This is a genomic window from Ruegeria sp. CDSA034, assembly GCF_059612275.1.
In genome coordinates this window covers 113443-136973 of the sequence record NZ_JBXWQH010000011.1, presented here as the reverse complement: position 1 = coordinate 136973, position 23531 = coordinate 113443, and the positions used below count along the sequence as shown (strand labels likewise).

20 protein-coding genes are annotated in these 23531 nt (G+C 58.4%); 7 read left to right on the top strand and 13 right to left on the bottom strand.

The window, feature by feature from the left end; genetic code table 11:
* Positions 1–9: 9 nt before the first annotated feature.
* Both phnL and AC2FLJ_RS17065 read left to right on the top strand, forming a co-directional pair.
* A complete protein-coding gene (phnL, locus tag AC2FLJ_RS17070; protein ID WP_496706868.1) occupies positions 10–693 on the top strand; it encodes a phosphonate C-P lyase system protein PhnL in 684 nt (227 codons plus the stop codon).
* Positions 690–1238, top strand: coding sequence for a ribose 1,5-bisphosphate phosphokinase PhnN (locus AC2FLJ_RS17065; RefSeq protein ID WP_496699738.1), 549 nt, complete (start codon positions 690–692; stop codon positions 1236–1238). The genes phnL and AC2FLJ_RS17065 overlap by 4 nt, the downstream gene beginning before the upstream one ends.
* On the opposite strand, the gene AC2FLJ_RS17060 is transcribed toward AC2FLJ_RS17065, so the two are convergent.
* Complete coding sequence (locus AC2FLJ_RS17060) at positions 1220–1903, bottom strand: DUF1045 domain-containing protein (RefSeq protein WP_496699737.1); 684 nt, start codon at positions 1901–1903, stop codon at positions 1220–1222. The genes AC2FLJ_RS17065 and AC2FLJ_RS17060 overlap by 19 nt on opposite strands.
* Positions 1904–1955: 52 nt before the next feature.
* Between AC2FLJ_RS17060 and AC2FLJ_RS17055 the strand changes: the two genes are divergently transcribed.
* Complete coding sequence (locus tag AC2FLJ_RS17055; protein ID WP_496706865.1) at positions 1956–3095, top strand: alpha-D-ribose 1-methylphosphonate 5-triphosphate diphosphatase; 1140 nt, start codon at positions 1956–1958, stop codon at positions 3093–3095.
* Here the strand turns inward: AC2FLJ_RS17055 and AC2FLJ_RS17050 are convergent, their stop codons facing one another.
* From AC2FLJ_RS17050 to AC2FLJ_RS17020, 7 genes are read right to left on the bottom strand one after another with little or no spacing between them, the layout of a single operon-like run.
* Positions 3096–3572 carry a class I SAM-dependent methyltransferase gene (locus AC2FLJ_RS17050; protein WP_496699735.1) on the bottom strand — a complete coding sequence of 159 codons (477 nt, stop codon included), beginning with the start codon at positions 3570–3572 and terminating at the stop codon, positions 3096–3098. It lies immediately after the preceding gene.
* Between the two features lie 14 nt (positions 3573–3586).
* Positions 3587–4342, bottom strand: coding sequence for a polysaccharide deacetylase family protein (locus AC2FLJ_RS17045; protein ID WP_282120753.1), 756 nt, complete (start codon positions 4340–4342; stop codon positions 3587–3589).
* A complete protein-coding gene (locus AC2FLJ_RS17040; RefSeq protein WP_496699734.1) occupies positions 4339–5481 on the bottom strand; it encodes a glycosyltransferase family protein in 1143 nt (380 codons plus the stop codon). The genes AC2FLJ_RS17045 and AC2FLJ_RS17040 overlap by 4 nt, the downstream gene beginning before the upstream one ends.
* Entirely contained in the window at positions 5478–6062 is a 585-nt protein-coding gene (locus tag AC2FLJ_RS17035) for a histidine phosphatase family protein (protein ID WP_496706862.1), read from the bottom strand. Before AC2FLJ_RS17035 ends, AC2FLJ_RS17040 begins: the two co-directional genes overlap by 4 nt.
* Positions 6059–7135, bottom strand: a complete 1077-nt coding sequence (locus AC2FLJ_RS17030; protein WP_496699733.1) for a glycosyltransferase family 4 protein — start codon at positions 7133–7135, stop codon at positions 6059–6061. Before AC2FLJ_RS17030 ends, AC2FLJ_RS17035 begins: the two co-directional genes overlap by 4 nt.
* On the bottom strand, positions 7135–8382 hold the full coding sequence (locus AC2FLJ_RS17025) for a glycosyltransferase family 4 protein (protein ID WP_496699732.1): 1248 nt from the start codon (positions 8380–8382) through the stop codon (positions 7135–7137). Before AC2FLJ_RS17025 ends, AC2FLJ_RS17030 begins: the two co-directional genes overlap by 1 nt.
* Positions 8379–9593 (bottom strand): glycosyltransferase family protein, encoded by a 1215-nt coding sequence (locus tag AC2FLJ_RS17020; protein ID WP_496699731.1) that lies wholly within the window; start codon positions 9591–9593, stop codon positions 8379–8381. Before AC2FLJ_RS17020 ends, AC2FLJ_RS17025 begins: the two co-directional genes overlap by 4 nt.
* A 357-nt stretch (positions 9594–9950) precedes the next feature.
* Here AC2FLJ_RS17020 and AC2FLJ_RS17015 point away from each other — a divergent pair, with 357 nt between their 5' ends.
* Positions 9951–12326: a mechanosensitive ion channel domain-containing protein gene (locus tag AC2FLJ_RS17015; protein ID WP_496699730.1), complete on the top strand. Its 2376-nt coding sequence runs from the start codon at positions 9951–9953 to the stop codon at positions 12324–12326.
* Between the two features lie 89 nt (positions 12327–12415).
* On the opposite strand, the gene AC2FLJ_RS17010 is transcribed toward AC2FLJ_RS17015, so the two are convergent.
* The 5 genes from AC2FLJ_RS17010 to AC2FLJ_RS16990 are packed head-to-tail and all read right to left on the bottom strand — an operon-like array spanning position 12416 to position 19637.
* Positions 12416–13771 (bottom strand): CoA transferase, encoded by a 1356-nt coding sequence (locus tag AC2FLJ_RS17010; protein WP_496706859.1) that lies wholly within the window; start codon positions 13769–13771, stop codon positions 12416–12418.
* On the bottom strand, positions 13768–14922 hold the full coding sequence (locus AC2FLJ_RS17005) for an ABC transporter permease (RefSeq protein WP_058279438.1): 1155 nt from the start codon (positions 14920–14922) through the stop codon (positions 13768–13770). Before AC2FLJ_RS17005 ends, AC2FLJ_RS17010 begins: the two co-directional genes overlap by 4 nt.
* Complete coding sequence (locus tag AC2FLJ_RS17000; protein ID WP_108860926.1) at positions 14919–15947, bottom strand: ABC transporter permease; 1029 nt, start codon at positions 15945–15947, stop codon at positions 14919–14921. Before AC2FLJ_RS17000 ends, AC2FLJ_RS17005 begins: the two co-directional genes overlap by 4 nt.
* A gap of 14 nt (positions 15948–15961) precedes the next feature.
* Complete coding sequence (locus AC2FLJ_RS16995; protein ID WP_496706857.1) at positions 15962–17872, bottom strand: ABC transporter substrate-binding protein; 1911 nt, start codon at positions 17870–17872, stop codon at positions 15962–15964.
* On the bottom strand, positions 17865–19637 hold the full coding sequence (locus AC2FLJ_RS16990; RefSeq protein WP_282170720.1) for an ABC transporter ATP-binding protein: 1773 nt from the start codon (positions 19635–19637) through the stop codon (positions 17865–17867). Before AC2FLJ_RS16990 ends, AC2FLJ_RS16995 begins: the two co-directional genes overlap by 8 nt.
* Before the next feature lie 233 nt (positions 19638–19870).
* Between AC2FLJ_RS16990 and AC2FLJ_RS16985 the strand changes: the two genes are divergently transcribed.
* From AC2FLJ_RS16985 to AC2FLJ_RS16975, 3 genes are all read left to right on the top strand, one after another.
* Complete coding sequence (locus AC2FLJ_RS16985; protein WP_109312533.1) at positions 19871–20368, top strand: class I SAM-dependent methyltransferase; 498 nt, start codon at positions 19871–19873, stop codon at positions 20366–20368.
* A gap of 17 nt (positions 20369–20385) precedes the next feature.
* Positions 20386–21015, top strand: coding sequence for a glutathione S-transferase family protein (locus tag AC2FLJ_RS16980; protein ID WP_282120742.1), 630 nt, complete (start codon positions 20386–20388; stop codon positions 21013–21015).
* A 112-nt stretch (positions 21016–21127) separates the two neighbouring features.
* Positions 21128–23530, top strand: a complete 2403-nt coding sequence (locus tag AC2FLJ_RS16975) for a GcvT family protein (protein ID WP_496706854.1) — start codon at positions 21128–21130, stop codon at positions 23528–23530.
* Position 23531: the final 1 nt, after the last annotated feature.

The following is a 23531-nucleotide window of genomic DNA, read 5'->3' as shown; positions in this document are numbered from 1 at the left end:
TGAAGTGCTATGATTGAGCTTATCAATGTCAGCAAGAGCTTTACCCTGCACAATCAGGGTAGTGCCGTAATTCCGGTGATGCAGGGTGCATCTCTGAATGTCGCCGCAGGTGAATGCGTCGCCCTGACCGGGGCTTCAGGCGCAGGGAAATCAACACTGATGCGGGTGGTCTATGGAAATTATCTGGCCGCATCAGGCCGGGTCCTTGTCGGTGGTCTGGACGTCGCCAAGGCCGAACCGCGCGAAATTCTGGCTTTGCGGCGCGAGACGCTCGGCTATGTCAGTCAGTTCTTGCGTGTGGTCCCCAGAGTGCCGACGCTTGAGGTGGTGGCCGAGCCGCTGTTGGCCGTTGGCTGCGACAAGCAAGCGGCGCTGGACAAGGCGGCGGGTTTGTTGCGGCGGTTGAACATTCCCGAAAGACTATGGAGCCTGAGCCCGACCACTTTTTCGGGCGGTGAGCAGCAGCGGGTGAACATCGCACGTGGGTTTGCGCATGATTACCCTGCGATGCTGTTGGACGAACCGACTGCCTCACTGGATGCGCAAAATCGCGAAACGGTGCTGTCTTTGATCGAAGAGGCCAAAGAACGCGGCGCGGCGATTGTTGGCATTTTCCACGATATCGAAGCACGCAGCCGGGTCTGTGATCGCGAGATCAACGTGTCTGAATTCACCCCGGGGATGGTCGCGTGAGCCTTGCGCCGGTCATAGCCGTTGTTGGTCCGTCAGGTGTCGGCAAAGACAGCGTCATGAAGGCGTTGGTCGCGCGGTCGCCAGGTATTCTGCGGGTTCGCCGGGTGATTACCCGACCCGAAGGCGAAGAAGGCGAAGATTTCGACCGGGTGTCGATTGAAATCTTCGAGCAGATGGTGCTGGATGGAGCCTTTGCGTTGCACTGGAGCGCGCATGGGCTGCACTATGGCATCCCGATTGAGATTGCAGCCCAACGGCAAACGGCGAATGCGCTGTTGGTCAATCTGTCCCGTTCGGTTTTGTTGAACGCGCAGGTGGTTTTTGGCGACCTGATCGTGATTTCGCTGACAGCGGACCCTGAGGTGCTGGCGCAGCGCCTCTCTGTACGCGGGCGGGAAAGCGCCTCTGATCAGGCGCGTCGTTTGGGACGGGCTGGTATGCCCTTGCCCGACGGGCTGAACCGCGTGATCGAAATTGATAACTCCGGGCCGTTGGAAGTTACGATTGATGCGATCCTTGCCGGGCTTCAACCGGAAAGGGCGTAGCGATGGATCAGATGAAACTTCCCATCCTCGGCTTCGCCCATAAGAGCCAGATCCTTGATCTGACAGGGGGCGGGCAGCAGGGGGACCAGATGGTCCTCCAATGCGGCCTGAACGGTTTTCAGCGTGGGTTTGTCCAGTTTTCCGCTGAGGGTGATGTGAAAGCGGAACGTGTCCATCACGTAAGGGTAACCCCAACGCAGCAAGTTGGCGTCCTGTTCCGGCGTCAGGCCCGAGGCACGTCGGCGGTCCAGTTCTGCGGCGGACGCGGGGGCGCGAAAGCTGTCAAGTTCGCGGACGCAAGCCGCTGCAAGCGCGTTCAGCGAGTCGGTATTACCTACCGGCCGCAGGGCCAGAAAACGACCCAGCCGGGCGATCTCGAACCCGTCCAGCGTGACGGGCGGTTGTGTTCCGGCCAACCGTTCACAGGCGTCTTGCAAGTCGATCAGAGATTGTCCCTTGTTCAGGCGAAACGGCGGCTTCAACGTCGCGTGAAGACCGTATTTGCGCGGAACATCGGTCGAGGCTGCGACGTCCACGCCGTCAATGACAGGATGCGCAACTTCAGTTCCGGCTTCCATGTCCCAGCCCAACCATTGGGTCGCAAAGATTGTCCATTCGGCCTGAGCCGGTGGCGCAAAATAGATCGCGTATCGCGTGAATGTCACATTGGCCTCCTATGCGTGGCCTTCCCAATAGCTCAAACCTTGTGAAGTTCAGATGACAGAAGAAATGATACTTGCCAATGCCACGCTTGTTCTTCCCGATGAGACGGTCGTGGGCAGCCTTCGGATTGTGGGGGATACGATTGCCGAGGTCGCGACCGGCGCAACTGTTCCCGCTGGTGCAATTGACTGCGAAGGGGATTATGTCTGCCCTGGTCTGGTCGAACTTCACACCGACAGCCTTGAGCGTCACATTCAGCCACGTCCCAAGGTTGACTGGCCTCATGCCGCCGCAATTCTGGCCCATGATGCCGAACTGGCCAGTACCGGGATCACGACCGTATTCGACGCGATGCGGATAGGCTCGATCCCATCCGGGCAACGCTATGTCAAATACGCGCGCGGTCTGTCACGTGAGCTGTGGCAGTTGCGGGAACAGGATGCATTGAAGATCAGCCATTTTCTGCATTTGCGGGCCGAGGTCTGCTCGGAAACCCTGGCCGAAGAACTAAACGAATTTGGGCCCGAAGACCGTGTTGGTCTGGTCTCACTGATGGACCACACGCCTGGACAACGGCAGTTCCGCGATTTGTCGAAACTGGAAGCTTATTTGAAAGGCAAACTGGGGCTTGAGGGAGATGGATTTCTGCAACACGTGGCCGACCTTAAGGCAATGCGCGACCGCTATGGTGATCTGCACGAGGTTGAGACGGTAAAAGCAGCCAAACGGTTTGGTGCAATGCTGGCCAGCCATGATGACACGACGGACGAACAGGTGCGCGTATCGGCCGGTCACGGGATCACCCTTGCCGAGTTCCCGACAACGGTCGAGGCCGCGCAGTCCTGCCAAGACTACGGTATCAAGGTGATGATGGGCGCACCCAACGTGATCCGGGGCGGGTCGCATTCCGGCAATGTCGCTGCGCATGAATTGGCGCAGCTGGGTCATCTCGACATTCTGTCCTCGGATTATGTGCCATCCGCATTGTTGCTGTCTGCTGTGAAACTGGGCGAGATGTGGGGTGATTTCGCCCGCGGATTGAAAACCGTGACAAAGACACCGGCAGAGGTCGTTGGGCTGGATGATCGTGGTGAGCTGCGGGCGGGTGCACGTGCCGACGTCATCCGGTTCCGGATGCGCGAAGGCACCCCTGCGTTGAATGGTGTTTGGTCGCGCGGACGGCGCGTGGCCTGATCAGGCCCTGTAGAACAAGTAACGGTCCGGCGCGATGGTGTCCGGTCCGCTGATCTGCTGAAAGCCGACAAGCGGTTGGCCCGAGATCAACAGTCCGCCGGGCAACATCACCTGCGCGATAAAGGGGCTGAGACGCGCCGCTTCGGCCACGTCCTCTTCCTTAACGCCGCGCCCGAAATCGTAGTGACCGAAAGCGATCCTAGGTCCACCTTCTGCCAGCTTCTGCAGCATCGGCTCGGCCTCACCCTGCAAAAAATCCTCTGCTGGCGGTGTGCTGGACGGATGGCACTGAAGCACGCGGTCCATGACCCAAATTCTCCGATCCGGTAGAATTTCCCGCAGGTGATCATAAGTGCGCCCGTTTCCAAGACCCATATCCAGAACGTCGCCCGCCATGTCCGAGACTTGGTCGACCGCCCAATTCAAACCGTCGCGTTGTGCGGTCAGGCGGCGCAGCATGGAATCCAGTCGGCTCATTCAGATCTCCGTTTTCAGTCGGCTTGGGGGGCGGACCAGACAAAGCCCGGCCCGTCCAGCAGCCGGTTCAGCAGGTCGTGGGTATAGGTCCAGATGTCCTCATCATGAACCAGATGGTGGGTCAAGATGCCAAAGGGTTCGGCGTTATCTGCGCGACCCTCGCGGCGATCCTGCAGCAGCTGAGTGGTTTTGGCGATCAACATGTCCGGGTCGGCCAGCCCGCGTGATCCGCGCCAGTCGATTGGATCCAGATGCGTGTTGATCTGGGCCAATCCAGGCGCTGCCTGAGGGCTGGACCGTGGCGTGGCGGTCGATAAGATGCGATACCCCGCTGCGGGCAATTCCTGCACCACCTCTGGCGCTATGCGGTTCCATGGCGGCACGAACATCGGGCACAATCGATCTGCAAACAGGGTGCGCAGCCGCGATATCCCAATGCCGATCTCCCCAGTGATATCGTCCATGGGCCGGTGCAGGCGGAATTCGGATTTCTTTTCATCGGGTGGTGCGTGGTTCTGATGAGCCCATCCGTGCACGACTGGGATCAGGTTTGGCCGGGCAGTTACAAATTCGACCAGTACGTCCTCGGCATTGCGGGGGATGATGGCCAGATGAACGGGCACCCCAAGGTGGTCTGACATCGCGGTCAAGCGATCAAGCTGCGGCGTTGTGGAAACCGCATCATCGTCGCGCCACCACAAAGGCAGCGCCAGTCCTTGTTGACGCCAGAGTTCCAGCTCATCCGTCAAACTGCGCCAGTCCACACTCATCCGCGGCGCTCCAAAAGTTCTTTGGCGATTCGTACGGATTGCGCAGCGCCGTCGAACCCCTGATCTGAGACCGGACGAGGTTCCGATGAAATCACACGGCCCACGGCATGGGCCAGCAGATTTCCGTTCAAATCTTTGCTTGGGATGACATCTATGGCTGGCATTTCCGCAAGGGTGCGGGCGCGCAGGCTCTGCTCGACCTCATTGCCATCATCAAATGGAATGAACACGGCAGGGGTTCCTGCTTGCAGAATATCCAATGCTGTATTGTAGCCACACATGCTGACCGAAGCCGCCGCGTGGGGCAGCATCTGGCGAAAATCGGGCCGCACCGCTTCCAGAGTGACAGGGGCGCCCTCCACATGCTTCCGCAATTCTGCAATGCGCGCCTTTGCGTCTTGCCCGCCAACCAACAGGCGCCAGCGCCTGTTCGGCATCTTTCGGGCGGCCTCGATGGCCGCGCGAAAGATCGGTTGCCCAACCGAACCGCCGCCTGCGCTGACAAGCACTTCGCCTTTGCCGATTGCATCCTTGTGCGGTATTGGGGCCAGTGGAGCCACGAAACCCGTGTAAAACAGGCGGCCCTCCAGCAGCTCAGACACAGGCCAACTGACGTTCAAGGGCACAACGTTCTGATCCGAATGGACAAGGATGCCGTCGTAATGCTCTGCGACAATCTGCTCTGCCCGCTCGGCCTTTGAGGGTTTTGAGGGCGGCGCCAGAATGTCCCGGATCGATCCCAGAATTATCGGGCGCGGGTGCATATCACGGGCCGCCTCTAGCGCAGCCGAAAATTCACCTGTCAGGGATCGGCGGCCAAACGGATAAAGCTCGGTGATCAAAACATCCGGTGCAAAGCTGCGAATTGCTTCAACCAGAGCAGTTTTGCGCGCCGCGAAAAACCCCACATCCGCTACCGTTCCGGCTTGTGTCAAAAGACGGGTGAAATCAGTGCCATCCGAGCGCAAGGGGGGCAGTCCCAACAGCGTCATTCCGGTCGTGTCCAACTGAGGAGCGGGCATCCCACCAGAGACCACGAAGGTATCATGCCCATCCGCGACAAAGGCACGGCCCAGCGTCAACGCGCGGCTCAGGTGCCCGGTGCCCAACAGGTGGGTGACAACAATCATGACTTTCATTCGCGGGGGCCTTGTCGCAGCAGTCGAACCGGTTCGGGTTGCGGCTGAAAACCATCCAGATCAATGACATAAAGTCGGTTGCGCTTGATCTTGAACGGGGCAGAGCCGTCAAAGTTCCATCCCCAGGCCGAGGCCAGAATGACGCGCATGATCCCAATGTGACACACGGCGACAGTGTCGCCCTGCAAACCGCCCAGCCAGGGTTGCAATCGCGCCCGCACTTCCGCCGGACTTTCGCCGTTCGGCGGGCAATAGTCCCAGCCCCAATCCTCGATATGGCGATATCCGCTGTCTGCGTCTGCAATCAGGTCAACGCCGCGCTTGCCTTCCCAATCGCCCCAGTTCATCTCGGTTAGGGCTTCGGACAACATAGGCTCTCGCCCCGCGACCAATGCGGCGGTTTCGCTGGCGCGCTGCAGGGGGCTGGACCAGAGCGCTGCCTTGTTCCACAACTCGGGCAATTCATATCCGGCCAGTTCGGTGCGCGCGTCATCGTCCAGCGGAATGTTACTGCGGCCCTGAATACGGCCAGCGCGGTTCCAATGGGTGTGGCCGTGGCGCAAAAGAGCAAGTTGGCTCATGCGGTGCCTCCGATCAAAGGCCGCGCAGCCTGCCAGAACCGTTCGGTTGCTGCGGGCATCAGGTGGCGGTTGGACACGTATTCCCGGGCTGTCGTACCAAGCGAACGGCGCAGGGCAGGGTCGCCAATCAGCGTCTGTAGCCTAATGGCAAGCGCTTCGGGTCCTGCTTCGACCTCGGGGTAGTTGGCCGGCGCCAGAACATCGCGGACACCGGGCCTGTTCTGCGCAACAACCGGAACTCCGCTGGCCTGCGCTTCAAGGTAAATCATGCCATATGCCTCATTCACGCCGGGCCACACTAAGATGGACGCATTTGCGTATAAGTTTTGCAGGGCGTCACGATCCAGCTGCCCAAGAAACCGGACCTTCGAGCCAAACGGTGTCATAAGGTCTTCGATCTCAACCCGCGCTGGTCCATCCCCTGCAATATCCAAAGCCCAATCCCCGTTCAAATGCGACAGGGCCTGCGCCAGCAGCTGGTACGACGCCAGTTTGTCGCCATGCCGCATCATTCCCACTGTCAGCATCGGCCCGTCACATGAGGAAACGGGCGGCAGGCTCGAGATTGGCAAAAAGGGCGGCAATTCGACCAGACGCTGATTTTCGAATTTTTCACGCTCCAGCGTGATCAGATCGTTGGCCGTGTGGTAGAAAATGACGTCCGCTGCGTCGCAGGCATCATGTGCGGCTTTCGCAAAGCCGGACCAAGGGCCGCGCAATCTGCTGGTCGCACGGGTGCTTTCCAATTGCGCGTAAGGGATGCCCCGAGCGGCGCATACTTTAGGGCCCAGCAGATCGGGGGCCTTATAGTAGTTGTGATAGGTCACCCACAAATCCGTGTCGTGGATCATGTCCGCGATCAGTCGCCGGGATTCGGCATCGGCGTCAGAGCAGAGACGTTGTTGAACCGCCGGATCGCCCGTTTTGTCATAAATGCGCAATTCCGAGACGAGATTGACCTCATCGCCCTGCGCCCCGATCGCCCTGATCAGATTGCGCGCCATTTCCCTGTCTCCCGACGGCACCGGGCTGTCCGGAGATTTCATCGGTGAGAAAAAGGCGACGCGGGCCATCAGTCTTTGCCCGCGCCCAATGCGCTGAGTCGTTTGGACAACAGGGCAATGCCGGGGTCCATGCGGAATTCGGCAACCAGGCGGGAATAGGCAGCGTTGGCCATAGATGCAGTTCGCTCTGGAGCAGCGGCGATTTCGGTGATCGCGCTGGCAAGTGCGGCCGGGTTGTCGTCGGACAAAACGCCATGCGTCCCGGTTTCTATGAATTCCGGAATGGCAGAAACCGGTGTTGACAGGATCGGCAACAGCTGCGACGCAGCCTCCATCAGGACATTTGGCAACCCGTCGCGATCTCCGTCAGCCGCGATCCGGCTGGGCAGCACGAACAGATCAGAGCCGCGCATCGCCTCGATCACTTCGGGCTGGTCACAGGCCCCCTTCCAGGTGATCCGGTCTGCGATACCCTGGGCCTCAGCCCGTTCGCGCAGCGCATCACCAAGCGCACCGCCACCAATATGCGTCCAGTGCCAATCCAGCGAATTGCGTAGCATGGCGAACGCATCGATCAGGCGATCAAAGCCCTTTTTCTCGACCAGACGGCCGACTGAGAGCATGTGAAACGGCCCGTCCGGTGCCCGAGCTGCGCGGGTCGGCGGGTCGGGAAAACGGTTCAGGTCCAAGCCGTGATAGATCAGATCGACCCGCGACGGATCATCGGCCAAACTGCGCAAGTGTTCGGCCCCGATTGCAGTACAGGTTGCGCCAAAAGCGGCCCCATGCGTGCTGGCCTGCAATTTTTCGGCTTTCTCCCAGTCGGGTGACGTCCAGATGTCTTTGGCGTGTGCCGAAAAGCTCCAGGGCAGGCCGCGCATGATGGCGGCATAGCGTGCGACCGACGACGGCGTGTGCATGAAATGCGCATACATCACCTGCGTTTCCTCGGGCAACTCGGCGGCCAGAACACAGGCCTGCCCGAAACGCCGGATGCGGTTATGTGTCGGGTCGCGCCGCAGATCAGAGCGCCAGACCTTATAAGCCTCGGTATAGCCGGGCAGGGTCTGCGCGATGTGGCGCGCGGCCCAGACGCGATCAGGTTCTTCGTACAGGTACTCGGGCAGGTAGTGGACCTGTCCCTTGAACCGATCATGCAGTGGATGGCGTTTGATGTCGGTCGGGTGGCGCAATGACCAGATGTCAAAGCTGTGGCCCGCGTCCTGCAAGGCGACCAGTTCCTGTGCGATAAACGTCTCTGAAAGGCGCGGCCATCCTTTGACCAGCACCGCGAGCTTGGGTTTTCCTGACGTCATCCGGTGGCTCGTTCCCGTTCCCCACCAAGCAGCGTGTCGACGCGGCTTGTGACATAGTCCAGACCATCCAGCAGGCCGTCGCGGATTGCCTGAGAAGGCAATGGCTGATCGGGCAGATTGCGAATAGCCTTAATCATCGTGTCCGCCGTCAACCCGTCACGGTTTTCGTCCAGCATTCTGACAAGTCCCAGACCCTCGGCGCGTGAGGCGCGGATCCACTGTTCCAGCCGAGGTGTCGTGCGTGGGACGATGACGGCGCGTTTGTCGAACGAGAGCACCTCGCAGAACGTATTGTAGCCGCCCATGCAGACCACACCCGCAGCGCCGGCAAACAGCGTTTCGATCTGCGATTCAAAGCCAACAGCCGAGACCCGACCATTCAGCGCAGCAACGCGGGTTTCGAAATCGTCGCGCAGCTCGCCCGACAGGAAGGGGCCGTAGACAAGGACAGCGCGCGGTGACAGGTTGGGATCTTTTTCATAGGCGCACAAAACCTGGTTCACCATGGCTTTGCCGTCACCGCCGCCGCCCGGCGTAATCAGGATGTAAGGTTGTTCCGGCGGATCGCCTATCGGCCCAAGATCACGGCGCAAATAACCAGTCCAATGGATACGCGACTGCGTGGCAGGGCTGAGCGGCAGGCCCTCGGTCGGATCATAGATCGAGCGTAGTCCGTACACCCAGATTTCGTCGTAGAACCTTTCGGTTGCTGCAATGGCTTCTTTCCGCTCCCACTCGGCGGCCAACACTTCGGGTTCATCCAAAACGTCACGCAGGCCCAGGACCATTTTGGTGCGGCGGGACCGCAGCAAATTTTCCAAGGTGGGCAACAGCTCGCTGCGGAAACCGGTTGGTTCCTTGTCAACGATAAGGACGTCAGGATCGAATTGCTGAACCGCCGTCTGGATCAGACCCGCCCGCAGCTCAGTCACTTCCTCGATGCCCATTCCAATTGTCTGGGATGCATAAGATCCATCGGAACGTTTGGTCACTCCTGGCAAACGCACGTGGTCGACGCGACGCGGAAAGGTGAACCGCCCGGCCACGGGTGACCCGGTCAGGATCAGCGCTGATGCCGATGGGTCAGCCTGCGTCATCGCACCAGCCAGTGCACGGGATCGGCGCAAGTGACCCAACCCGAACGTATCGTGGCTGTAGAACAAGATGCGCGGCGCACGGCCGGTTGTATCGTTTTGTCTTCCTAGGCTCATGCCTTTGCCCAATTCAGTGTTCTGGTGCAACTCCGCGCGCTTGCACCCGTATCGTATATATTTTTTTTAGCCGCGTGCAAAATCACTGATCCTACCAGTCGTTACCGGCTTGTTTCGATTTTAGCCGTGGGTTTCGCATCTGCGCCCTGTTCTATATCAAATTTCCTGCCCATCCGTCATGATGGCAGCGTCAGGTTGGTCATATTCAGTTTTTTCCGGGTTGCAAACACTTCTGTTCACAGCATGGTGCGGGGAACACGGCTTGATAAGATGTTGAGGCTGCGGGGGTTGAATATTTGAACCCGCCACCGGGCTTCGATAACCTGTGTTACGAATGGCGAACTGGAAAAATATCCGATGACACGAACATTGCTGGCTGGATTAACGTTTGTAATCTGGTCCCTTACTCTGGCGCTGGTCACCGGTGCAGTTGCGCAGACCTCTCTGATACCGGGGTATCCCTCAGCCGGGGGCAGCAGCTCGGACACAGCCAGCGAAAGCGATCTGGCTACGGCGATCCGTTCCGCCACCGAAGCCGGGGCCAGTGTGATCGTCATCGACAGCGCCGGGCAAATCGTGTCTTCCGGCCAGCAAAACAGTGTCACCCCCGAGGCTGTACCCGGGGATCCGATGGGCGACGGTTCGCAGCTTATGAAAGCGCAGGAGCGGTTTTCGAGATTTCGTGACTCGATGAATTCACGGCTTCAGGCGCTGCCTTATTCGATCTTCGAGGTGCAATACATCCTGCGTCAGACCAGCCCGGATGGCCGAATACAGACCTATGTCGAGGTCCTGTTCTGGAACGTTCTCTTCCTTTTGATCGGACGATGGTTGTCGATTGAAATCTACGGCAAGCGTATCGCAAAACGAATCGTCGTCGCGCGATCCAAGGAAGATCCACAAGGTTATCGCGAGAAGATGCCGTTTTTGGTGTTCCGGTTCCTGATGGGGATAGGCGCCACGATTTTTGCCATGGTGATGGCGCTTATCGTCGGTTTCGTGTTTTTCGGCGAGGCTGAGGACATCTCGATCCAGTTCACGGTCACAGCAATTTTTACCGCCTTCTTCCTGTCGCGTACGGTGTCTGATCTGTGGCGCATGGTGCTATCGCCATATCTGAGCCAATATCGCTTGCCGCCTTTCTCGGATCGTGACGCAAAACGCCTGTATGTCTGGGCTTCGGCGCTGGCGACCTACGACATTACTGTGGTGCTATTTGCCACTTGGGTAGCTGATTTTGGGCTGAACTATAACGTCTACGCCTTGGTCTATGGCGGTCTGACCATGTTTGGTGCGATCGGCAATGTCCTGATGATCCTGTTCAATGCCCGCGCCATTTCGAACGCTATTCGCGGCGGGCGGTCACCGGATCAGGTGTCGTGGATTCTGCGCCTGATCTCATTCGCATGGGCGCCGGTGCTGATCCTGTACATGGTGTTCAGCTGGTTCAAACTGGCCGTCGATCTGGTGCTGGAAAATCAAAACTCGATCCCGATCGTGGCCAGCAGCTATGCCATCTTCATGTCGGTCGTAGTTGCCTATGGGGCCATGAACTATCTTCTGGAACGGTATTTCAATCGCAACAACCAGCTGGACGCGATGAATGCCGATGCTGATGAGGCGGATGCCGAGGTTGAAGCGATCGAAACGCCGCAGGCCGAGATGCGCAAGCACTCGATCCTGACCTACGAAGATCTGGCGCGGCGGGTTGCCGGTATTCTGGCTTTTGTCGTCGGTCTGTATGCGTTGGTTGTCATCTGGAATCCGGATGCCAGCTGGAGCGAGGACCTGCCGATCGAGCGGGCGCTGGACGTGATGGTGATCCTCTTCATGGGTTACATCCTGTTCCATTTCTTCCGCATTGGGATCGACTCGAAGATCGCGCAGGAGATTGACGACGGCGGTGGTGAGGCTGAGCTGGGCGATGAAGGCGGAGAAGGTGGGCAAAGCCGCCTTGCAACATTGTTGCCTTTGTTCCGCGGGGCCATTCTGGCCGTAGTTGTTGTGACCATAGCGCTGATTGCCCTGATGGAATTGGGTATCAATGTCAGTCCGCTATTCGCGGGTGCTGGTGTCGTGGGTCTGGCCGTAGGCTTTGGATCGCAGACATTGGTCCGCGATATCTTTTCGGGGGCGTTCTTCCTGATGGATGACGCGTTCCGCAAGGGTGAATACATCGACATCGGTGACGTGAAGGGAACGGTCGAAAAGATCTCGGTTCGGTCGTTCCAGCTGCGTCACCATCTGGGCGCGCTGAACACCATCCCCTTTGGTGAGATCAAGGTTCTGACCAACTATTCCCGCGACTGGGTGATCATGAAACTGCCGTTACGGGTGACGTATGACACCGATGTCGAGAAGGTGCGCAAGCTGATCAAGAAGTTGGGTCAAGAGTTGTTGAGTGACCCGGTGATCGGCGACAACTTTATCCAACCGCTGAAGTCGCAAGGCGTGATCGAAATGCAGGACTCTGCGATGATCATTCGGGTCAAGTTCATGACCAAGCCGGGCGATCAATGGCTGGTGCGCAAGAAAGTCTATCAGGATATCCGCGAATTGTTCGCTCGCGAAGGTATCAAGTTCGCACACCGTGAGGTCACCGTGCGCCTGGCCGAAGGCAAGGACCCCGAGGATCTGACACCCAAGCAGCGCGAAGCTGTGACGGGTGCGGTGCAGGCGGCGATTGACGAGGATTATCTGGACGATATCGGCCCGGGTGGGGACGATCGCTGAGGGGGGTCTCCCGCCCCTTTGGGTGACGTCTCTGGCGAGACGTGACCCAAGGCGTTGGGCCGGGCCGCGCGTACCGCGCGGCGGTTGGCTCAGGTGATGGCCGTGGCCCAGACCGGAGCCGACGTGCCTAGTTTAGGTGCAGGCTTGTCCCAGAACATCTTGGCGTCGCCAACGGTCAGAGCAGGTTTCAGGCGGTGACCGGAGCCCCAGCCAGAGTCTTCGAGAGCTTGGCTGTAGTCTGACGGGTTGGCACCGGTAATGACCTCTTTCGTGTCGGACTTGCCGAGAATGGCCAACAACTCGGCCGTGCGTGCGAGAGAGAGCTGACCCAGCATGATAGCGTTCCCTGAGGCAGCCTCAGCCAAGGCGGATAGCACAGCGGCGGCCATCAGATAGCCGGTTGCATGATCCAGCGCCTGAACCGGCAATGGTGTCGGTTTATCCGCATTTGCCCAGTCACGGCCTGCATCCGCTATACCCGCGCTCATCTGAACGAGGCTGTCGAACCCGCGCCGCGCGGCCCATGGGCCTTGCCAGCCATAAGCGTCCAATGTGACTTCGACCCGGTTTGGGGCCAATTCATCGCGCTTGGCCCTGGTCAGGCCGAGTGCGTCTAAAGCACCGGGGCGATACCCGTGGACGAACACATCGGCCTGAGACAGCAACTCTTGCAGCTTTTCCAAACCTGAGGGCGATTTCAGATCGAGGTAAGTGCAGGATTTGCCCAATGAGATGTCTGGTATGACACCGGGCTCGTCCCAACCGGGCGGGTCGACACGCAGAACGTCAGCACCAAAACCGGCGAGGGTTCGCGTTGAAACCGGCCCAGCCAGCACGCGCGTCAGGTCGAGGACGCGCAGCCCTGCCAAAGGGCGCTCAGCCGTGGCCTCGGATCGATCTCGCAGTTTGATCTGTCGCGGGCTGTGCCAACCGATCAGTGGATCGCGGGACACGGCCCGACCTTGCGGATGCTCTAACCACACTGCCCGGCTGCGCATGGCTGCGGAAACGCCACCTTGGGCCACGATTGCCGATTCCAGCTCGCTGGCGGACCATCGCCGCACCGCCTGAGAGACCGCGTCCCGATCTGCTTTGACTTCAAGAACTTTTAGTGCCGCCGCCCGGTGGCGGGGTAGGTTGGTGTGCAGCCTGATCCAACCATCTGCAGTCTGGTAGTCGCCCGCGACCGCATCCCAGAGACTAGGCATCTCCCAACCATTGGGCTTGAAGGAATATTGATACCAAAGCGAAGCCAGCCGGTGATCCACAGACACATCCGGCGCACTGGGCGGCAGGTTCAGCGCCGTCATCAGACGAGCCAGTTCCTGACCCACCGCGCCAAAGGTTGCCGTTGCCAGTTCAGATACCGCGTAGACGCTGGACCAAGCCCCGGTGCCCGTTTTGCGGTATCCGTCGGTTGCAGGAAGGGCTGAAATCAAGCTCATTGCTGGTATGGATCCAGACTGTCACGCAGCCCGTCACCCAGGAAATTGAATGCCAGCACGATAACAATGATCGGCAGCATCGGGATTGCCGTCCAGGGGTAGATCTCGATCGAGGCCAGGTTCTGCGCGTCGTTCAGCATTACACCCCAACTGACGGCCGGGGCCCGCAGACCAAGACCCAGGAAGCTGAGCGCGGTTTCCCCAAGGATCATGGCCGGTATCGACAACGTGGCCGAGGCGATCAGGTGAGACATGAAGTTCGGCAGCAGGTGCTTGCGGATCACACGGCCAGAGCTTGCGCCCATCATCTCGGCGGCGCGGACGTATTCTTCTTCCCTGAGGGACAAGAATTTCGCGCGTACCGAACGGGCGAGGCCGGGCCAATCGAGAATCCCGAGGATGATCGAGATGATGAAGAAAACAGCAACCGGGCTCCAATTTGAGGGCACCGCCGCCGATAGAGCAAGCCAGAGCGGCAGTTCAGGTAGCGAGCGCAAGACCTCGATCACGCGGTTGATGACCCAATCGATCTTGCCGCCAAAATACCCGGCGATTGATCCAAAAAAGATGCCAAGGGTGAACGATACCGAAATGCCGATCAGGCCGACAGTCAGCGACAGCTGCGCGCCATATAGAATGCGGCTGAACACATCGCGGCCCAGACGATCGGATCCCCAAAGGAACAGCGTCGCGCCCTCTGGCGCGCAGAACAGGTGGGTGTCTGATTTCACAAGACCTGCAAGCCTGTACTCGGTCCCCTCGCAGAAAAAGCGGATCGGGCGAGGGTCTTCCGTGTCGGGCACAAATTTCCATTGAAAGGTTTCAAGATCAGCTTCGGCCACGATCGGATAGACATACGGGCCAATGAAGGAGCCATCGTGGAACCAATTGATGCTTTGTGGTGGGGCGTAAAGGTGTTCGCCGTTTCGTTCATTCGGGCCGTAGGGGGCGATGAATCCAGCGAAGGGCAGCATCAGGTAGCAGAACAGCAGGAAGACACCTGAAATCAAACCCAGCTTATGGGTTTTGAACTTGCGCCAGACCAGAACCCAGTTGGGTGCGTCCAGATCTGCGCGCTCTAACTGTTGCAGGGCGGCATCTGCGTCGAAAGGTGCATCGTCGACAAAGCGACCGTCGGTGTGTTTGGTCACGCTTCACGCCCCTCGTACCGAATGCGCGGGTCCAGCATGACCAGCAAGATATCAGAGATCATGGTGCCGATCAGGGTCAGCAAGGCCACGAACATCAGAATGAAGGCAGACAGAAATTGGTCCTGGGTCTTGAGTGCGGTCAGCAAGGTCGGGCCGATGGTTTGCAGACCAAGCACGACTGAGACCAGTACCGATCCGGATACCATCGACGGCAGCAAGTTCCCGATATCTGCAACAAATGGGTTGAACGCCACGCGCAGCGGGTACTTTGTCAGCATTCGCGATGGTGCCATACCCTTGGCAATGGCCGTTTCCACATAAGGTTTGCCCAGTTCATCCAGCATGTTCGCACGCAGGCGCTGCATCATGGCAGAGGCGCCAGATGTGCCAATGACGAAAGTCGGCACGATCAGGTGGACAAGAATGGACTTCAGCTTTTCCCAGCTCATCGGCTGACCTTCGAAGGATGGGTCCATCAGGCCGCCGATGGGCAGGTTGAAGTAGCGGTGTCCGTAATAGAACAGGATCAGTGCCAGCAGGAAGTTGGGCGTCGCCAAACCAAGATAGCCAACAAAGGCCGACGTATAGTCAATCCAGGTTCGCGATTTTGCTGCGGCGAGGACGCCCAGCGGTAGGGCAACGGCGTAAACGAACAGGATAGCGGCCAGGTTGACCACAACAGTCAGCCATAGGGTATCGCCAACGATCTCGGCCACAGGACGGTCGAATTCAAAAGACCAGCCGTAGTTACCCTGAAGAAGGCCCTCAAACCCGTGCGGTCCGGGCCAGAAGCCCATCCAGACCAGGTACTGTTCCCATATGGGGCGATCCAGGGCGTATTCCGCGCGCAGGAATTCAGCCTTGGCGACCCCGGCAGATTGGCCCGAAGCCTGCAATTCCGCGATCTGATTGCTCAGATAATCGCCGGGTGGCAGGTTGATGATCACGAAGATCAGAACCGACACCACCAGCAAAGTCAGCAGCATCGTGAAAAAGCGATACACCGCATAGCGCAGCATTACCATTTAGCTGCTCCTGATTAGTCGGCGAAAAAGAATTCGTCGGGGCGGTGAATGCCAAAATGTGCGCCGGGCTCCCACGCCCACATGCCTTGCTCGGGCACGTTGCGCAGACGGTTGGACACTACGATGGGCTGCGGTGCGCCGTTCAGAATTCCGATGGCGAAAAGCTGATCAGCGTGGATGTTCAGCATTTCTGACCAGACTGCCGAACGCTCTTCGTCGGTGGTAGCAACCTCCCAATCATGGGCCAGCTGCATTAGACGTTCAGCCTCAGGCATATCAGGCGCTTCACCAACATCGCCGCCGGTTTGGTAAAATTGTCCCCATTTGGGCCAGGCCAGAAACACCTGATCCGTAGGTGCCAAATAAGCAGGGGAAGTGTGCGCCTGCGGGATACCGTCATCCCAGCCAAACCAAACTGAGGCCATGGTGTTACCTGCAAAAACGCGGTTGCGCAGAATGTCCCGGTCCAGTGGGCGCATGATCAGGTCCACACCAATTTCGCGCCACGTATCCGTGACGATCTGAAGCGCGTTCTCAACCTCTTGCCGCTCTCCTGCGGTTTCGATGATCAGTTCCATCGGGCGCCCATCCGGCAGCAGGCGAATGCCGTTTTTATCGCGCTCGGCCAGGCCAGCTTCGTCCAGGAGGGCGTTGGCCATCTCAACGTCATACTGCGCCCAGGCTTTTGCGTTTTCCTCGTCATAGAACGGAGACGCGGGTAAAACGGACATCGCACCGGGATGGGCCAGTTTGAAATAGAGCGCTTGATTGATGGTTTTGCGGTCGATGGCCAGGGACAGCGCCCGGCGAACACGAACATCGCGCAGAACGTCGCGCCAAACTTCATCCGAGTAGTTCAGGTTCGGGTAGATCGCGATTTGCGATGCGACACCGGTCTTCCACAGCAGAGTTTTGTAGTCGCCGCCGGCTTCACCCTTTTTCAGGATAGATGCATCGCGAAACGCCAGACCGCGCCCCTGCAGATCAGTTTCGCCAGCATTGGTCTTGGCCGCGACCAAGCCAGCAGCGACGATTTCCATCTCGACGATGTCGATATAGGGCAACTGAACGCCGTTGGAATCGATGCGGTGATAATAAGGGTTGCGAACGAAATTGTGGCGGATCTTCTTGCCCGAACTTGCATTCAGCCAAGGCTGCAGCGTCGGGAGTTCGTGGTTGTCGAACTTGTAGAGGTTGTCCAGCTTGTTGTGCAGCGCCGCCCAGCTTTTGACCCGTGCGTCTTCAACCTGAAAGGCGAGGTCTTCAGCATCTGCGAACTTCTCGTGATACTGTTTGAGGAATTCAGACGGCCGGTAGATGAATGGCGGGCGCGCTTGGGCCAGCGACTGCAGAAAATCAGGATTTGGGTTTTCCCACTCAAAGACAATAGTTGTCTCATCCGGGAAGGTCACGGTTGGCGTTTTACCTTCAACAATCAGGAAATCAGGTGGGCCAGAAGGGCTGAGCATTTCATTGTTGGCAACGTCTTCCCACCAATAACGAAAGTCTTCGGATGTAAACGGCGATCCATCGGACCACTTGTGCCCGTCACGCAGATGCAGTGTGAACTTTCGATTACCTTCGTTTTCATAGGACTCCAGCAGATCAGGGACGATTTCGTAGTTTTCGTCAAACCCAACCAATCGCGCATACCCATAGACGACCATCTGGCGGATGTCTTTTGACCGGGTCACCATGGTGCGCAGGGTACCACCGGGGGCACCAAACTCGCGGCCTTTGGCTGCCAGATCCACGATCAGAGGTTCGGCTGGCAGGCGCTCTGCGACCGGCGGCAGGTTCCCAGCGCTGACCTCGGCTTGCCAGAATTCGCTTTCCTGAGGGGTCGGTGTTCCTGCCGTGGCGGGCAGGACCAAAGTGGCAGCCAACGTGGCAGCCAGAATGAGCGGGCGAGTGGTTTTAAACATGGCATCGTACCTTATGGCCGGGCTCCATCTCTACCAGTGAGGGTATCACGGAGTCCGTAAATCGGAAGGTGTCATCCCAACTGTCTGGTGAACCAGCGCCCAACGCAACCAGTTTAAGGTCGATGGGCCGGTTGATGTCGGGCTCTGGTTGGGCGGCAATCAGCGCCTTGGTGTAAGGGTGTCGGGGGTTATAAAACAGCGTCTCGGGCGGGGCCTGTTCGACGACAAGACCCCGGCGCATCACGGCCACTTCGTCGGCAATGCGCGCCACAACTGCAAGGTCGTGCGAGATGAACAGGTAGGACAGGTTCAACCGGTCCTGCAGGTTTTCCAGCAAGGTCAGGATCTGTTCCTGAACCGATACATCCAGTGCCGATGTCGGTTCGTCACAGACAATCAGTTGCGGGTCCAGCATCATCGCCCGCGCAATCGACAGGCGTTGCCGTTGTCCGCCGGAAAAGGCGTGTGGATAGCGTTTGAGCATATCACCATTCAGTCCCACACGCTGCAGCATCTCGACCGCTTTGTCCCGCTGTTCGGCGGTCGAACCAATGGAGTGGATTTCCAAAGGCTCGGTCAGCGCGTCTTGAATGCGCATCCGCGGACTGAGCGAGCTGTACGGGTCCTGAAACACCATCTGCGCCTTGCGTTGAAAGGCCGTGCGCTGAGAGCGGTTCATGTGGTGCACGGTGATCGGGTCTTCGCCTGGCGAGGTGCGAAACAGAACCTCGCCACCCGGATCGGGCAGTTCCGCGCCAAGGGCGATCCGCGCGGCCGTTGTTTTGCCCGAGCCACTTTCGCCGACGATTGCCAGTGTTTTGCCGCGGGCTAATTTCAGATCCACACCTCGGCAGGCATGGATCAGTTTGTCCCCCTGCCAGCCCCTGCTGGACCGCATAGTGTAGGTCTTGGACACCCCCTTCATCTGTAGAATGAGGTCATCATCCGGCATAGGCAGCCCGACCGAATCTTCGTCGGGAATTGCAGGGGCCGCGTTGAACAATTGTTGTGTGTAGGGGTGCGCCGGGGCGCTTAGGATCGGGGCGGCTGCCCCTGCCTCCATCACGCGACCCTTGTGCATGACAACGACCTGTTCTGCCATATTGGCAACCACACCAAGATCGTGCGTCACAAGGATCAGAGCCATTCCTGTCTCGCGCTGTAGTTCTTTGATCAGACCAAGCACTTGCGCTTGTGTCGTTACGTCCAGCGCGGTCGTCGGCTCATCCGCGATCAGCAGTTCCGGCTTGGAAACCATTGCCATCGCAATCATGGCGCGCTGGCGCATGCCGCCCGACAACTCGAACGGGTAAGAATCATACGCACGTTGCGGATCAGGAAAGCCCACGCGTTCGAACTGGGTCAGGACCTCTTTGCGGGCTTGCGCCTCGGACGCGCTTCGATGCAGCCACAAGACCTCGCTGACCTGATTGCCGATCTTGTGCAACGGGGATAGTGACCGCATCGGTTCTTGAAAAATCATCGAAACCCGATTGCCGCGAATGTCGCGCATCTGGCGTTCGCTGATCTTGGTCAGATCCTCGAAGCCTTTCGAATCGTTCAGGGTTATCGTGCCACTGCGGATTTGCGCGGCACGTGGCAGAATACGCAAGGCTGCACGGCACGAGATGGTTTTTCCCGATCCGGATTCACCGACCAGAGCCAATGTCTGCCCGGCCTCGACATCAAAGTTGACTCCTTTGACAACTGAGTCGCCCGCACCAAAACCGATGCTGAGGTCTCTGACGGACAACAACGCAGTCATGCGGGTTTTCCACCCGTTCGTCCGTGGTTCGACATCGGCGTATTCAACTCCCTGTGTTTTTTGACTTAGTCTCGCGCGGTTGTGCCTGTGTAGTCAAACCCGTTCTTGGGCCGAATTGTCGCGAAAATGTGAAACTTAGGCCAATTTACCTACACAAATCCTTGAGGATTTGTCATCACATGCGGTGTCGGCCCCAAATCATGAGCTGACTGATATCAAGGAGAGATTTCCCCGTGCCCGACAACCAAAGCCGCCTGGATCTGTTCATCGACCGTATGGTGTCCCAACGGGCCTGTCTGGATTTCGCCATCTCTGAAACCAAAGGAATGCCTGGGCCAGTGTTCGAACTGGGGTTGGGCAATGGGCGCACCTATCATCACATGGTGCAGTATATTTCAGGTCGACCTGTTTATGTTTTCGAGCGCGCCGTGGCGTCGCACCCGGATTCCACGCCGCCAGAAGATCGGGTGATTTTGGGAGACGTTCGGGAAACACTACCGGCCTCGGTGGATCGGTTCGGAGCCACAGCCAGTCTGATCCACGCGGATCTGGGCGGCCACAACCGCAAAAAGAACGACGACTTCGCCAGATTTGTCTCACCATTGATCGAGCCGCTATTAGCCGAGGGTGGTTTGATGGTGTCCAGCGACCGGATGTATTTCGATACCTTGACCGAAGTGTCCCTTCCTGAAGGGGCCGTCGAGGGGCGCTGTTTCATTTATCGCCGCTGACAGGGTGGGAGAACCTGATGCTTTTTTATGATTGTTCCACGGCCCCCAACCCACGGCGCGCGCGCATGTTCATTGCCGAAAAGGGTTTGGATATCGAAACCCGAGAAATCTCGATCGGCAAAGGTGAACAACTCAGTGACGACTTTCGCGCGGTGAACCCCAATGCAACGGTTCCGGTGCTGGTGACGGATGAGGGCAGCACGCTAACTGAGAATCTAGGGATCGCCGCCTATCTTGAGGCGCGGTTTCCTGAGCCACCTTTGATGGGCCGAACTCCGGATGAAAAGGGGCAGGTTCTGATGTGGAATAGCATTGTCGAACAGCAGGGCGGCGCGCCTGTAGCCGAGGCGTTGCGGAATACACATCCAGCCTTTGCTGACAGGGCAATTCCGGGTCCGGTGAATCACGCGCAAATCCCGGAACTGGCGCAGCGCGGTTCAACTCGCGTTGACCATTTCTTTTCGCTTCTGGAACAGCGACTGAGCGAAAGCGCGTTTATCGCAGGTTCAGATTTCACTCTGGCTGACATTTCCACCTTTGTCTTCGTTGACTTTGCCCGCGTGATCAAAAAGCGAATTCCGCAAGAAAACACAGCCACTTTAGCGTGGTTTGATAAGATCGCTTCCCGTCCCAGCGCACAACTTTGAAAACTGCCGCACCAAGGCGGTTTCTTGGTAGGCGCAGAACTGTACAGAAATGTCTAGACAGATGTGAACAGTGCCTCTAGCGTCCCTCGTGAGACATGCAGGGGAGCGCAGGATGAATTCTCAGTATCGCGTTGTGGTCATCGGGGGCGGCGTCGTGGGCGCCTCGGTTCTGTATCATCTGGCCAAGTTTGGTTGGACAGATGTGGTTATGCTGGAACGGCGGCGGCTGGCGTCCGGCTCGTCCTGGCATGCGGCTGGCGGCATTCACGCTCTGAATGCGGACCCAAACATGGCGTCCTTGCAGGCGTATACAATCGACCTGCTCAGCGAGATCGAAAAGGAATCGGGTCAGAATATCGGCTTGCACATGACCGGTGGCCTGACGTTGGCCGGAACGCCCGAACGGTGGGAATGGCTGCAGGCGAATTACCGCATCTTCCAGTCTATCGGCATTGATGACTGCGAATTGCTGAGCCCGGAGGAGGCGCAAAGGCGTTGCCCAATCATGTCCACCGACGGCGTTTTGGGGGCCATGTGGGCGGACCGCGAGGGCTATATCGACACGACTGGCACGGTTCAGGCCTATGCGACAGCGGCAAAAAAGAGGGGCGCAGAGTATTACGAAGAAACCAAGGTCGAAGAACTGATCCAAACCGACGATGGCTGGCAGGTCATCACTGACAAGGGCACGATCACTTGTGAACACGTGGTTAACGCTGCTGGCCTTTGGGCCAAGCAAGTAGGGCGTATGGCGGGGGTGGAGTTGCCGGTGTCTCCTCTGAAACACCACTACCTGATCACCGACACAGTCCCCGAGGTCGCTGAAGCCGAATTCGAAATGCCGATGACCGTCGACCTCGAAGGGTTCACCTATATGCGGCAGGATCAGAAAGGCGTTCTGGTTGGCATTTATGAGGTCGATCACGAACACTGGGCCATGGACGGTGCGCCTTGGAATTATGGTGAGGAGCTGTTTCAGGAACAGCTCGACCGGATCGAGAATGAGCTGACGCTTGGCTTTGAACGCTATCCGTCGATCCAGAACGTAGGCATCAAGACATGGGTAAACGGTGCTTTCACCTTTGCGCCCGACGGAAACCCGTTGGTCGGCCCGGTTCCCGGCAAGCGCGGCTATTGGTCGGCCTGCGCGGTTATGGCAGGTTTCCTGCAGGGCGGAGGCGTCGGCAAGACGCTGGCTGAATGGATGATCCATGGCGAGCCCGAGGCGGATGCTTGGCCGATGGACGTGGCGCGCTTTGGCGATTTTGCGCAGAACAAGCGGTATATCCGTGAAACCACGGGCCAGTTTTATTCCCGCCGCTTTGTAATGACCTACCCGAACGAGCAACTGCCCGCGGGGCGGCCGCTAAAAATGGCCCCAGCGCATGACGCGATGACGGATGCGGGTTGTAAATGGGGCATCAGCTGGGATCTTGAAGTGCCGCTGTATTTTGCACCGAAAGGGTTCGAGGAAACACCGACGCTCAAGCGGTCGAATGCGCACGATATCGTAGCTGACGAATGCAAGGTAATCCGCGAAGGCGTCGGCTTGATGGATATCTCGGGATTCTCCCGGTTTGAGGTCAGTGGCCCGAATGCTGAGGTTTGGCTGGACAAAGTCATGGCCTCAAAACTGCCAGCGCCCGGTCGGGCGAAGCTGGCGCCGATGCTGGGTGAGAACGGGCGGCTCAAAGGAGATCTTACGGTGCTCAACTGGGGCGACGGAACCTGGTGGATCATGGGCAGCTACTACTTGCGGGCGTGGCACATGCGCTGGTTTGACGATCACATGATCGACGGCGTTAATGTTCGGGATCTGGGCGAGGAATATTGCGGGTTCGCGGTGGTTGGGCCCAAGTCGCAAGCCGTGGTCGAAAAGTTGGCTGAACAGGACATCTCGGGTCTGAAATTCATGGGCTGTGGAGATTTTGACATCGGGTTGGTGCGCGCACGTGTTGCCCGCATGTCTGTGACCGGCGAGAAAGGGTATGAGATCAACTGCCGCTATGGCGATCACATCAAACTACGGCGGATGCTGTTGGAGGCTGGCGCGGATGAGGGTATTCGCGAATGCGGTTTCAACGCGATGCTGTCAACGCGGCTAGAAAAGAGTTTTGGCATCTGGTCGGCAGAGTTCACGCAGCTTTACACGCCGGGAATGACAGGCATGGATCGATGGATCGATTGGGACAAGAATTTTGTCGGCAAAGAGGCCGCTGTGGCCGAGCGCGACGGAAACGGTCCGGCGCAGATACAGGTGACATTGGAAGTGGACGCCGATGATGCGGATGCAAGTGGCTATGAACCCGTTTGGGCGGGCGGTGAGCGTGTCGGCTTTGTGACATCCGGCGGATACGGTCACTACACCGGCAAGTCTTTGGCAATGGCCCTGGTCAATCGCGACAAGGCCGCGCCCGGAACAGAGCTTTCGGTCCATGTGGTTGGTGTCGAGAGGCCCGCGAGGGTTGTCGCGCCTTCACCTTACGACCCGCAGGGCAAAGCGATGAGGGGCTAAG